8 protein-coding genes and 1 pseudogene are annotated in these 13,312 nt (G+C 69.4%); 7 read left to right on the forward strand and 2 right to left on the reverse strand.

Annotated elements, in window-relative coordinates:
• Window positions 1–3 precede the first annotated feature (3 nt).
• From KY49_RS24600 to KY49_RS24610, 3 genes and pseudogenes are all read left to right on the forward strand, one after another.
• Window positions 4–1,047 carry a formylglycine-generating enzyme family protein gene (locus tag KY49_RS24600; RefSeq protein ID WP_042587092.1) on the forward strand — a complete coding sequence of 348 codons (1,044 nt, stop codon included), beginning with the start codon at window positions 4–6 and terminating at the stop codon, window positions 1,045–1,047.
• A 65-nt stretch (window positions 1,048–1,112) separates the two neighbouring features.
• Window positions 1,113–1,919, forward strand: coding sequence for a MetQ/NlpA family lipoprotein (locus KY49_RS24605; RefSeq protein WP_156162596.1), 807 nt, complete (start codon window positions 1,113–1,115; stop codon window positions 1,917–1,919).
• Window positions 1,920–2,096: 177 nt separating this feature from the next.
• Window positions 2,097–2,421: pseudogene (locus KY49_RS24610) on the forward strand (antibiotic biosynthesis monooxygenase family protein).
• Window positions 2,422–2,478: 57 nt separating this feature from the next.
• Here the strand turns inward: KY49_RS24610 and KY49_RS24615 are convergent.
• Complete coding sequence (locus tag KY49_RS24615) at window positions 2,479–3,411, reverse strand: LysR family transcriptional regulator (protein WP_042587093.1); 933 nt, start codon at window positions 3,409–3,411, stop codon at window positions 2,479–2,481.
• A gap of 205 nt (window positions 3,412–3,616) precedes the next feature.
• On the opposite strand from KY49_RS24615, the gene KY49_RS24620 reads away from it, so the two are divergent.
• The 4 genes from KY49_RS24620 (at window position 3,617) to pdeR (ending at window position 12,386) form a co-directional block, all read left to right on the forward strand.
• A complete protein-coding gene (locus KY49_RS24620) occupies window positions 3,617–4,390 on the forward strand; it encodes a putative hydro-lyase (protein WP_042587094.1) in 774 nt (257 codons plus the stop codon).
• Window positions 4,391–4,620: 230 nt separating this feature from the next.
• A complete protein-coding gene (locus tag KY49_RS24625) occupies window positions 4,621–5,919 on the forward strand; it encodes an MFS transporter (RefSeq protein WP_042587095.1) in 1,299 nt (432 codons plus the stop codon).
• 149 nt (window positions 5,920–6,068) lie between these two features.
• On the forward strand, window positions 6,069–9,722 hold the full coding sequence (locus KY49_RS24630; protein WP_042587096.1) for a hydantoinase B/oxoprolinase family protein: 3,654 nt from the start codon (window positions 6,069–6,071) through the stop codon (window positions 9,720–9,722).
• Window positions 9,723–10,382: 660 nt separating this feature from the next.
• Window positions 10,383–12,386: a cyclic di-GMP phosphodiesterase gene (gene pdeR / locus KY49_RS24635; RefSeq protein WP_042587097.1), complete on the forward strand. Its 2,004-nt coding sequence runs from the start codon at window positions 10,383–10,385 to the stop codon at window positions 12,384–12,386.
• Window positions 12,387–12,425: 39 nt separating this feature from the next.
• Here pdeR and KY49_RS24640 read toward each other — a convergent pair whose 3' ends face one another.
• Complete coding sequence (locus KY49_RS24640; RefSeq protein ID WP_042587098.1) at window positions 12,426–13,289, reverse strand: crotonase/enoyl-CoA hydratase family protein; 864 nt, start codon at window positions 13,287–13,289, stop codon at window positions 12,426–12,428.
• Between the last annotated feature and the right edge of the window lie 23 nt (window positions 13,290–13,312).

A 13,312-nucleotide genomic window follows, 5' to 3' on the forward strand; every position in this document is an offset into this window, starting at 1 on the left:
GCGATGCGGCTCCGGATCATCGGCGCGGCGGTGGCCGCCACGTCGTTCGTTGCGGCGTTCGCGGCCGGCTATGCGCGTCCGGCGGCTTCGCCGCCGCCCGGGTTCGACGACGCGAATCGCGGCCGACCGCTCGCGCCGCTCGGCAGCGAGGCGCAGTGCGCGCGCTATGCGGGCCTGCCCGCGAACTGGCGCGACGATCCGAAGGCGGGGATGGTGCATCTGCGCGGCGGCGCGTTCGTGTTCGGCAGCACGCGCGGCTATCCGGACGAGCGTCCGGCGGGCGACGGCCGCACGCGCGTCGGCGGCTTCTGGATCGACCAGACCGACGTGACGATCGCGCAGTTCGCCGCGTTCGTGCAGGCGACCGGCTACGTGACCGATGCGGAACGGCAGGGCGGCGCGGCGGTGTTCCACGTGCCGACGCGCGACGAGATGAACGCGCGCGATCTCGCGTGGTGGTCGTGGGTGCGGGGCGCGTCGTGGCGGCATCCGGCCGGGCCCGGCAGCAGCGTCGACGGGCGCGGCAACCTGCCGGTCACGCTGGTCACGCAGCGCGACGCGCTTGCTTACGCGCGCTGGCTCGGCCGCGACCTGCCGACCGAAGCCGAATGGGAATACGCGGGCAAGGCGGGGCGCGACGACGCGTCGCTCGACGCCGCACCGCGCGACGCGCGGGGCAAGCCCGCCGCGAACTACTGGCAGGGCGTGTTTCCGGTGCTCGACACCGCGGAGGACGGCCATGCGGGGCTCGCGCCCGTCGGCTGCTACGCGGCGAACGGCTTCCGGCTCTACGACATGATCGGCAATGCGTGGGAATGGACGAAGGACGTCTACACGGGCCCGCATCAATCGCACACGAACGGCGACACCGCGGCGGTGGCGCCGCCGGCGCGCCGGCACGACACGCCGATGGTGATCAAGGGCGGCTCGTTCCTGTGCTCGCGCGATTACTGCGTCCGCTATCGCGCGTCGTCGCGCGAGCAGCAGGAGGCGGATCTCGCCGCGTCGCACATCGGGTTCCGCACGATCCTGAGGGATGCGCCGTGACGCGGACATTGTTCCGGCGTGTCGCCGCGTGGCGGCAGGCTCTGCCCGAGCGTGACGCATGCGCGATGACGAAGCGTGCGCGCCGTTCGATTGCCGTGCTGATGTGGCTCGCGTGCGGCGCGCCGCATGCGGCGCCGGCGGTCGAGGCGGCCGGTGCGCCCGTGCGCGTCGGCGTCACGCGCGGCGTGCACGCGGAGATCCTGGACGAAGTGAAGCGCGTTGCCGCCGCGCGCGGTCTGCCGGTCGACGTCGTCGTGTTCGACGACGCCACGCGCATCGACGGCGCGCTGGCCGACGGCCGCATCGACGCGGCGAGCTTCGAGGATGCGCAGCGCCTCGCGGCGACGCGCGCCGCGAAGGGGTACGCGCTGACGGCGGTCGCGACGACGGTGACGCTGCCGATGGCGCTTTATTCGCGCAAGCTCAAGCGCCTGAACGCGTTGCGGCCCGGCGCGACGATCGCGATTCCGGCGGACCCGCGCGGCATGGCGCGCGCGCTCGTGCTGTTGCAGAACGACACGCTGCTGACGTTCCGCGACCGCGCGGGCCTGCATGCGTCGCTGCGCGACGTGACGGGCAACCGCCTCGGCCTGAAGATCGTCGCGTTGCGCGGCGAGCGCCTCGTCGCCGCGCTCGACACGGCCGCGTTCGTCGTGCTCGACAGCGATGATGCCGCCCGCGCGGGCCTGCAACCCGCGCGCGACAGCATCGGCATCGAGGATGCGCGTTCGCCGTATGCGGACGTGCTGGCCGTGCGCGACGCGGATCGTGCGCAGCCGTGGGTCGCGCGGCTCGTTGCCGCGTATCAGTCGGACGATGTCGCGCGCTTCATTCTCACGCGCTACCAGGATTCGGTGCGGCGGCCGTGGTAGACACCTACCTGCTCGCCTGCAATGCATGCGGACGCTGCTGCAACAGCGCGCCGACGCATCCCGCATCGAGGCTTGGCTCGCCGATCGACCCGATTTCGACCTCAACGCGGCCTGACGATCGTCGAGGTCGTCGTGCCTTAAACTCGACGCTTGTCCAATAACAACCGAGGGGCTTCGATGTACGCTTCCACCTTCATTTTCCGCGCCGGGCAATACGACGACGAGTTCCACCGGCTCGACCGGCAGATCGCCGACATCGCGCGCGATTCCGGGCTATCTGGGGGAGGAGACCTGGGAGCGCGCTGACGCGGGACTCATTCAGAACGTCTACTACTGGGAATCGGAAGAGGCGCTGCAGCAGTTGATCCGGCATCCCGCGCACCTCGAAGCGAAGGCGAAGCAGGCGCGCTGGCTGGACGGCTATCGGGTCGTCATTTCGAAGGTGATCCGGGAGTACGGGGACGGCAATCTCGCGACGCCGCGCGCAGGCCAGTCCGCCTGACCGACGCCGCGCCGGATTGCGTCCGGCGCGAGCGCAAGCGGCCACGGGCCCGCCGCGTCACAGCGCCTCGACCAGCCGCCGGTTGCTCTTCTCGCAATACTCGTGGCACGCGGCGCGCGCCGCGATCGACGCGCCGTGCACGAAGCGCGGCGCATCGGCCCGCCGCGACATCGACACGACGATCGACGGCGGCGACGGCTGCAGCGGCAGCTCGACGAGCTCGCCGCTTTCGATCAGCGCGTCGACGAACAGCCGCGGAATCGCGGCCACGCCGAAGCCGTCGCGCACGAGCTGCACGATCACCGAGATCGACGGCGACCCCGTGATGCGCGTCTCCGACAGCGGCACGCCGTGCGCGTGCGCGAGCGTGCGGACGATGTCCTCCAGCGCGCGATGCGGCGCGGTGCCGCGCCCGTACGTCAGGATCGGCTGCCGCAGCACCTGCCGCGCCAGCCCGCTGCGCGTGGCCGACAGCAGCCCAGCGCGCGCGATCCAGCGCACCGGGTAGTTCGCGAGCGCGTCGCAGACGACCGACGCCTCGTCGCTGCCCTCGACGCGGATGATCAGGTCGAGCTCGCCCGCCATCAGGCGGCGCTGCAGCACGACGCTGACGTCGACGGTCAGGTCGATCTCGAGCTGCGGACAGTCGGCCGCGAGCCGGCGCATGTAGTGCGGCAGCCAGCTGTGCACGACGGTCTCGATCACGCCGAGCCGCAGCTTGCCGCGCAGCGTGCTTTCGCCGGACGCGGCGGCCTGCAGCTGCTGCGTCGCCTCGACGACGGCCTTCGCGTAGCCGAGCAAGTATTCGCCGTGCGGCGTCAGGCGGAACTCACGGTTGTCGCGATCGACGAGCACGGTCCGCAGTTCCTCTTCCAGCGCCTTCACCCGCTGCGAGATCGCGGCCGGCGTCGCGTGCAGCGCGGCGGCGGTGGTGCGGAAGTTGCGCAGCTCGGCGAGCGTGACGAAGGTTTCAAGAAAGCGCGTGTTCATGGCGGTCGGCGAGGCGATGGGCGCGCAGCTTGCCCCGCTGAAAAAATGAACGGGACTGGGGAAAACCCGGCTCCTTGTTAAGGAATTCTATACACGGGCCGCAAAAAAACTCGTTGGCGTCGCATTTTTTTCTTTCCTATTCTTCGCCGTATCCGATGACGCGGCATCGTCATCCTCCTGACAACCCGACCCGCCACCGCTCGCCATGACGCCTTTCGAATTTCGCCAATCCGTGCGCCGCGGCGCGTTTCGCGGCCCGACCGCCGGCCATTGCGGGCCGTTCGCGCAGGCGAACCTCGCGATCCTGCCCGATGCGTACGCGCACGATTTCCTGCGCTTCTGTCAGGCGAATCCGAAGGCCTGCCCGCTGCTCGGCGTCGGCGAGCCGGGCGAATTCCGGCTCGACGCGCTCGGCCGCGACGTCGACATCCGCACCGACGTGCCGAGCTACAACGTTTACCGCGACGGCCGGCTCGCCGAACGCGTCGACTCGCTCGACGCGCTGTGGCAAGACGATTTCGTCGTGTTCGCGATCGGCTGCTCGTTCTCGTTCGAGGACATGCTGGCGCGCGAAGGCATCGCGCTGCGCCACGTCGAGGAGGGCCGCAACGTGCCGATGTACCGCACGTCGGTCGCGAACCGCCGCGCCGGCATCTTCGGCGGCCAGCTCGTCGTGTCGATGCGGCCGATGCGCGGCGCGGACGCGATCCGCGCGGTGCAGATCACGAGCCGGTTCCCTGGCGTGCACGGCGCGCCGATCCATATCGGCCATCCGCGGGAATTGGGGATCGAGGATCTCGGCGCGCCCGATTTCGGCGACGCGGTGACGATCCGCGACGGCGAGCTGCCGGTGTTCTGGGCGTGCGGCGTCACGCCGCAAACCGCGCTGATGGACGCGAAGCTGCCGCTCGCGATCGCGCATACGCCGGGCCACATGCTGATGACCGACATCACGAACGCATCGCTCGCGGTGTTCTGACGCCCGATGCGGCCGCACGAGGCGGCTGCATCGGGCGGCCAGGCGGGGGCGGCGAACCTGCCGCCCCGCCCGAACCCGTCGCGGCGGCGCGCCGCGACCTAACCTGATCCGTCCGGCCGGAGGGCGACGCGCATCCGCGTCCCGGCAGCCGGCGGCCGATGACGACAACCCGACAACGACTCGACGACGGCTCGACGAGTCATTCGGCGCACTTCGACTGGAGCGACACCATGGACAGCAAGACCCTGACGGCGCCCGCCGCCGACCCCGCGAGCGCCGCGCGCAGCGGCCTCTTCTCGTGGTATGCGGAGGCCGGGCCGCGCGAACGCCGCGCGTTCTGGAGCTGCAAGGTCGGCTACATGCTCGACGGGATGGACACGCAGATGCTGTCGTTCGTGATCCCGACGCTGGTCGCGACCTGGGGCATCTCGCTCGCTGACGCGGGCTTCATCGGCACGCTGACGCTGCTCGCATCCGCGCTCGGCGGCTGGATCGCGGGCATCCTGTCGGACCGGATCGGCCGCGTGCGCACGCTGCAGCTCACGGTGCTGTGGTTCGCGGTGTTCACGGGGCTGTGCGGGCTCGCGCAGAACTATCACCAGCTGCTCGCGGCGCGCGCGCTGATGGGCTTCGGCTTCGGCGGCGAATGGACGGCGGGCGCGGTGCTGATCGGCGAGGTGATCCGCGCGCGCGATCGCGGCAGGGCGGTCGGCCTCGTGCAGTCGGGCTGGGCGATCGGCTGGGGGCTCTCGGCGCTGCTCTATGCGCTGCTGTTCTCGACGCTGTCCGCCGAGTACGCGTGGCGCGGGCTGTTCCTCGTCGGCCTGCTGCCCGCGCTGCTCGTCGTCGTGATCCGCCGCTACGTGAAGGAGCCGGACGTCTACGAGAAGGAGAAGGCCGCGCAGGCGCGCGTCGCGGATGCGCCGCGTCTCATGGAAATCTTCGCGCCGAAGCTGCTGACGACGACGCTGCGCGCGGCGCTGCTGACGACCGGCGCGCAGGGCGGCTACTACGCGATCACGACGTGGCTGCCGACCTTCCTGAAGACCGAGCGGCACCTGACGGTGATGGGCACCGGCGGCTACCTCGCGACGATCATCGCCGGCTCGTGGGTCGGCTACCTGACGAGCGCGTACCTGACCGACCGCCTCGGCCGCAAGCCGAACTTCATCCTGTTCGCGCTCGGCTCGATGACGATCGCGTTCGCGTATACGTCGCTGCACCTGACCAACACGTCGATGCTGTGGCTCGGCTTCCCGCTCGGCTTCTTCGCGTCGGGCATCTTCTCCGGGATGGGCGCGTTCCTCACCGAACTGTTCCCGACCCGCGTGCGCGGCTCGGGCCAGGGCTTCTGCTACAACGTCGGCCGCGCGGTCGGCGCGCTGTTCCCGTTCCTGATCGGCGCGCTGTCGAAGCACTACGGCCTCGGCGCGAGCATCGGCATCTTCGCGGTCGCCGCCTACGGCGTGATGATCGTCGCGGCGCTGACGCTGCCCGAGACCCGCGGCCGCGAGCTCGAGGACGCCTGACGCCGGCGCTCCGGCGCGGCTGGCGCGCCGCGCGAGCGCAGCTCGCCTTCCATTCCCGACGACGCCTGTCGCGACGCGCGTGAGCGCGCGCCGCGCGGATGGCGCTCGTCCTCCGATTCACGATTCCACGACACAGTGATGCCATCGCCATGACGACCCGACACAGTTCTTCCGTTCCTTCCGACGCGCGCCGCTGGCAATTCTGGATCGACCGCGGCGGCACGTTCACCGACATCGTCGCGCGCCGGCCCGACGGCTCGCTGACCACGCACAAGCTGCTGTCCGAGAACCCCGAGCAGTATCGCGACGCGGCCGTCGCCGGCATCCGCCACCTGCTCGGCCTCGCGGCCGGCGAGCCGATCACGCCCGAGCGCGTCGGAATGGTGAAGATGGGCACGACGGTCGCGACCAACGCACTGCTCGAGCGCAAGGGCGAGCGCACCGCGCTCGCAACCACGCGCGGCTTGCGCGACGTGCTGCGCATCGCGTACCAGAACCGGCCGCGCCTGTTCGACCTCGACATCGTGCTGCCCGATGCGCTGTACGAGACGGTCGTCGAGATCGACGAGCGGGTCGGCGCGCACGGCGACGTGGTCGAGCCGCTCGATCTCGCGTCCGCGGAAACGGCGCTGCGGCAGGTGTACGACGCGGGCATCCGCGCGCTCGCGATCGTGCTGATCCACGGCTACCGGCACACCGCGCACGAGCAAGCGCTCGCGCAGCTCGCGCGCCGCATCGGCTTCACGCAGGTGTCGGCGTCGCACGAGGTGTCGCCGCTGATGAAGATGGTGTCGCGCGGCGACACGACCGTCGTCGACGCGTACCTGTCGCCGATCCTGCGCCGCTACGTCGAGCAGGTCGCGCACGAGATGCCGGGCGTGAACCTGCAGTTCATGCAGAGCAGCGGCGGCCTCGCGCGCGCCGACGCGTTCCAGGGCAAGGACGCGATCCTGTCCGGCCCCGCGGGCGGCATCGTCGGGATGGTGCGCGCCGCGCGCGTCGCGGGCTTCGATCACGTGATCGGCTTCGACATGGGCGGCACGTCGACCGACGTATCGCACTTCAACGGCGAGTTCGAGCGCGTGTTCGAGACCCAGGTGGCCGGCGTGCGGATGCGCGCGCCGATGATGAGCATCCATACGGTCGCGGCGGGCGGCGGCTCGGTGCTGAGCTTCGACGGCGCACGGCTGCGCGTCGGCCCCGAATCGGCGGGCGCGAACCCGGGGCCGGCCGCATACCGGCGCGGCGGGCCGCTGACGGTGACCGACTGCAACGTGATGCTCGGCAAGATCCAGCCCGGCTATTTTCCGCGCGTGTTCGGCCCGCACGCGGACGAGCCGCTCGACCGCGACGGCGTCGTCGCGAAGTTCGACGCGCTCGCCGACGAAATCCTTGCCGCGACCGGGCGGCGCGAGACGCCCGAGGCGCTGGCCGAAGGCTTCCTCGAGATCGCGATCGGCAGCATGGCGAACGCGATCAAGAAGATCTCCGTGCAGCGCGGCCACGACGTGTCGCGCTACGTGCTGACGACGTTCGGCGGCGCGGGCGGCCAGCACGCGTGCGGCGTGGCCGATGCGCTCGGCATGACGCAGGTGTTCGCGCATCCGCTCGCGGGCGTGCTGTCCGCCTACGGGATGGGGCTCGCCGACCAGACCGCGATGCGCGAGCGCGCGGTCGAGGCGGTGCTGTCCGACGCGTCGCTCGCGACGCTGAACGCGACGCTCGACCAGCTGGCCGACGAAGCGGTCGGCGCGCTGCGCGAGCAGGGGGTGCCGCCCGAGCGGATCGCGACCGAGCGCCGCGTGCACCTGCGCTACCAGGGCACCGATTCGGCGCTCGCGGTGCCGGCCGGCAGCGTCGACGCGATGCGGCAGGCGTTCGACGCCGCCTACCGGCAGCGCTACGCGTTCCTGATGCCGGGCACGCCGCTCGTCGCGGAGCTGGCGTCGGTCGAGGCGATCGGCCGCTCGGACGCGCCGGTCGAGGTCGCCCCGCTCGCGGCGCGCGACGCCGGCGCCGCGCCGCGGGCCGACGCGGCTGTGCGCTTCTACTCAGGCGGCGCGTGGCACGACGCGGCGCTCTACGTGCGCGACGCGCTGCTGGCGGGCGACGTGATCGACGGGCCGGCGATCGTCGCGGAAAAGAACGGCACGACCGTCGTCGAGCCGGGCTGGCGCGCGCGGATGACCGCGCAGGGCAATCTCGTGATGGCGCGCGCGACGCCGCTGCCGACGCGCCGCTCGCTCGGCACCGACGCGGACCCGGTGCGGCTCGAGATCTTCAACAATCTGTTCATGTCGATCGCCGAGCAGATGGGGCTGCGGCTGCAGAACACCGCGTACTCGGTGAACATCAAGGAGCGGCTCGACTTCTCGTGCGCGATCTTCGACGGCGACGGCAACCTGATCGCGAACGCGCCGCACATGCCGGTGCATCTCGGCTCGATGGGCGAGAGCATTCGCACGGTGATCGAGCGCAACCGCGGCCGCATGCGCGACGGCGACGTCTACATGCTCAACGATCCGTATCACGGCGGCACGCACCTGCCGGACGTGACGGTGATCACGCCGGTGTTCGCCGACGGTTCGGACCAGCCGCTGTTCTACGTCGGCTCGCGCGGTCATCACGCGGACATCGGCGGCACGACGCCGGGCTCGATGCCGCCCGATTCGACCCACATCGACGAAGAGGGCGTGCTGATCGACAACTGGCAGCTCGCGTCGGCAGGCGTGTTGCGCGACGCCGAGACGCGCGCGCTGCTCGCATCGGGCCGCTACCCGGCGCGCAACGTCGAGCAGAACATGGCCGACCTGCGTGCGCAGGTCGCCGCGAACACGAAGGGCGTCGACGAGCTGCGCCGGATGGTCGCGCAGTTCGGCCGGGACGTCGTGCTGGCGTTCATGCGGCACGTGCAGGACAACGCGGAAGAGGCGGTGCGGCGCGTGATCGGCGCGCTGCAGGACGGCAGCTACCGCTATGCGCTCGACAACGGCGCCGAGATTCGCGTCGCGATCCGCGTCGATCGTGACGCCCGCCGCGCCGAGATCGACTTCACCGGCACGTCCGCGCAGCTCGACAACAACTTCAATGCGCCGAAGGCCGTGTGCATGGCGGCGGTGCTGTACGTGTTCCGCACGCTCGTCGGCGACGACATTCCGCTGAACGCGGGCTGCCTGAAGCCGCTGACGGTGATCGTGCCGGCGCGCTCGATGCTGAACCCCGAGTATCCGGCGGCGGTCGTGTCGGGCAACGTCGAGACGTCGTCGGCGATCACCAACGCGCTGTACGGCGCGCTCGGCCGCGTCGCGTCGAGCCAGGGAACGATGAACAACTTCACGTTCGGCAACGCGCAATACCAGTACTACGAGACGATCGCGGGCGGCAGCGGCGCCGGAAACGGCTTCGCGGGCGCGGACGCGGTGCAGACGCACATGACGAATTCGCGGCTGACCGATCCCGAGGTGCTCGAATGGCGCTATCCGGTGCGGCTCGATTCGCACCGCATCCGCGCGGGATCGGGCGGCGGCGGACGCTGGCCGGGCGGGAACGGCGCGATCCGCCGGATTCGCTTCCTCGAGCCGATGATCGCATCGATCCTGTCGAACAACCGCATTCACGCGCCGTTCGGCGCGGCGGGCGGCGCACCGGGCGCGCCTGGCCGCAATGCGATCGAGCGCGCGGACGGCACCGTCGTGACGCTCGACCACATCGGCCGCGCGCAGATGGCGCCGGGCGACGTGTTCGTCGTCGAGACGCCGGGCGGCGGCGGGTATGGTGCGCCGCCCGGATGCGATGCCGAATGACCGCGCGTTTCGACGGGCGTGCGCGCAATGAAGCAAGCGGTTCATTCATTCGGCGCGCAGACATGCCCGGCAGTCCGGAATGTTTCGCGGCGTGACGCAAGTGCGTTCATCGGTGATGAAATGCGTGCGCCGATCGACGCCGATATTGCGAAACATTCCTGAACAAGTCCGACGAACGTGGATGACAGGGGCGGAATGTCGGTTCGGCGCAACGCGTCGCCGTAACGTTCCGACCCTGATCGCGCATTCATCGCGGAACCGGTTCGTGCAACGATGAAATGCCGGCGAAGCCGCGCCGGGCGCGTCGCAACCTGCATTCGACGCACGGTTGCAACCCGCTCTCGCGAGCCCGGCCATGCCGTTTTCCGACGCGACACGGGAGACTGTTGCCAACGCCGATACGGCGGCCGCTTGCTTGACACTCCGTGAGAATTGTGTGTGTGCAAATCCCGTCCTTCATTTGATAAGATGAGCCCATCATTCGTCTGGCAGAACCCGCGCACGACACGCGCGGACGTGGGTTCGGAATTGTCTGGAGCAAAAAACGGGGCGAGGGCCGCGACCCCAGTCGAATCGCCGGGCGCCGTAGCGGGCGTCCGCGCATGCGATTGGGCGGGGCGCCTCGTCTAAACTGAGCGTTTTTTTGGTCGGGGCTCGTCCATGGATGACGAAAACGAAAGCGCGGTACTCGAGGCGCACTTCGGCACGCGCAGCCCGTGTTGGCGCCTGGGCAGCGACAGCAATGCGCTCGAGCTGGCCGCCGTGCGCGGCCTGACCAACATCAGCGTGGCGTTGAGCGCCGAGCAGGCCGCGCGGATTCGCGCGCTGACCGGCGTGACCACCCACCTCGTGCTCGACATCAAGCTGTTCGGCGATCCGGTCAGCCTCCACCTCGTCGGCAAGAAGCTCACGACGGCCGACTGGGCCGGCACCGCGTGCGCATATTCGGACACCGAGTCGGTCGCACGCGATCTCGCGCACGGCCTCGCATTCGCGGAGCAGGTCGTCTCCGAAGTCAATTCGCTCGTCGTGATTCTCGACCGCAACGGCGTCGTGCAGCGCTTCAACCGCCTGTGCGAGGAAGTGACCGGCCGGCGCGAAGTCGACGTGGTCGGCCGCAGCGCGTTCGAGCTGTTCATGAGCGAGGACCAGGGCGCGCAGTCGCGCACCAACATCAGCGGCTTCTTCTCGAGCAACAAGCCGTTCTCGGTCGAGCGCTACATCAACACCATCAACGGCCCGCGCCTGTTCCAGTTCCGCAACAAGTTCGTGCAGAGCGGCAGCGGCGTCGACGAGCAGTTCCTGATCTGCTCGGGCATCGACATCACCGAGGAGCGCAAGGCGCAGCAGCGGCTCATCGAGCTCGCGAACACCGACGTGCTCACCGGCCTGCCGAACCGCCATGCGATCAGCGAGCAGATCAAGACCGTGCTGGCCGGCGACCCCGGCGAAAACCTGCTCCAGGTCGGCATCCTGTTCCTCGATCTCGACAACTTCAAGCGCGTCAACGATCACTACGGGCACATCACCGGCGACCGGCTGCTGAAGGACGTGTCGGCGATCATCGCCGGCTGCCTGCCGGAGAACGCGACGCTGGCGCGCCTCGGCGGCGACGAATTCCTCGTGCTGTTCTCGCGCGGCACGCGCCCGATGCTGGAGGCGACCGCGCAGGTGATCCTCGAGCGGCTGCGCACGCCGATCCATCTCGGGCTGATGGAGGTGTATACGAGCTGCTCGATCGGCATCGCGATGTATCCGCAGCACGGCGACACGCTCGAAACGCTGATCCGCAGCGCCGACACCGCGATGTACGTCGCGAAGGAAGCCGGCAAGCACACGTATCGCGTGTTCTCGGTGGAGATGAACCAGAAGGTCGCGAAGTACATGTGGCTCGACACGAACCTGCGCAAGGCGCTCGAAGAGGAGCAGTTCGTGCTGCATTACCAGCCGATCGTCGACCTCGCGACGGGCGACGTGCATGGCGTCGAGGCGCTGATCCGCTGGCAGTCGCCGGAACGCGGGCTCGTCGCGCCGGTCGAGTTCATCCAGTTCGCGGAGGAGTCCGGGCTGATCGCGCCGCTCGGCCGCTGGGTGATGCACACCGCGGCGGAACAGGCGGCCGCGTGGAAGGCGAGGGGGCTCGAGACGCGCATCGCGATCAACGTGTCCGCGCGGCAGTTGCAGGACCTGAACATCGTGCACCAGTTCGCGACGATTCTCGACGAGGCGGGCCTGAAGCCGGGCCTGCTCGACATCGAGCTGACCGAAAGCTGCTTCATCGAGGACGAAGGCGCGGCGCTCGCATTGATGAAGCAGTTCCGCCTGCTCGGCGCGGAGATCCACCTCGACGATTTCGGCACCGGCTATTCGTCGCTGTCGCAGCTGTCGCGCCTGCCGCTCGACACGATCAAGCTCGACCGCAGCTTCATCACCGGCATCGACCGCAATCCGCGTTCGCAGGCGCTGGTGCACTCGGTGGTGGCGCTGGCTCGCGCGCTGAATTTCTCGGTGGTGGCCGAAGGCGTCGAGACGCGCGCCGAAGCCGACTTTCTCAAGCAGATCGACGTCGATCAGGCGCAGGGCTACTACTTCGCGCGGCCGATGGCGGCGCAGGCGTTCGAGCAGTGGCTCACCGAAAAGAGAAAGTTCAGGCTCATCGCCTGAACTTTCCCGTCATGCCGTGCCGTCAGGCGACGGCCGGCACTACACCGTGCGCAGCTTCGACACGCGCCGGTTCTGCAGCATCACGAGGCGTTCCATATACGCGAGATCCTTCGGCTCGATCGTGAACGCCGCCCGCACCCAGTCCTCCGTGATGTCCATCAGTTCGGACCGCGACAGCGGAAACACGCGCTGACGTGCGCGCAGCATCGCGCGCACGCCGTTCAGCTTCGGCCGCAGCACGTCGATGAAGGTGCGCGTCGCGAGAAACGCGTCGCCCGCCTCGAACGTCTGGTCGACGAGGCCGTGATCCGCGTACCACTCGGCGACGTGCGGCTCGCCGTTCGCGATCAGTTCCTCCGCGAGGCGCCGGTGCGCCTTGCGCGCAACCAGCGAATAGCCGCCCATCCCCGGGAACAGGTTGAACGCGATCTCGGGGAAGCCGAGCTTCACGCCTTTCTGCGCGAGCACGTAGTGGTGCGCGAGCGCGGCCTCGAAACCGCCGCCGAGCGCGCTGCCCTCGACCATCGCGATCGAGATCGCGCCGGTGCCGAAGCCCGTGTAGATCTCGAAGACGCCGTCGATGCAGGAGCGCGCATACGCGACCAGCTGGTCGCGCCTGCCGCTGCGGATCGCGTCGACGAAGAAGCTCAGGTCGCCTCCGACGTTGAACAGCTCGGGGACGAGCGAGCCCGTCACCCAGAAGTCGAATGGCAGCCCGGTCTCCCGTGCGACGCGCGCGAGATGGATGATGTCGGTCACGAGCTGCTGGTTGAAGCACGGCCGCGGTTCGGAGCGAAGCATCATCCACATGACGTTGCGGCCTTCTTCATAGTAGGCCACGAGTTGCGTCAATTCACCGGCTTCGTGGAACGGCCGGCATGCGGGGTGTGATTGGAGTTGCATGGATGTGTCCTCGATTAGAAAGT

This window comes from Burkholderia sp. MSHR3999 (assembly GCF_000833595.1).
Lineage (GTDB): Bacteria > Pseudomonadota > Gammaproteobacteria > Burkholderiales > Burkholderiaceae > Burkholderia > Burkholderia ubonensis.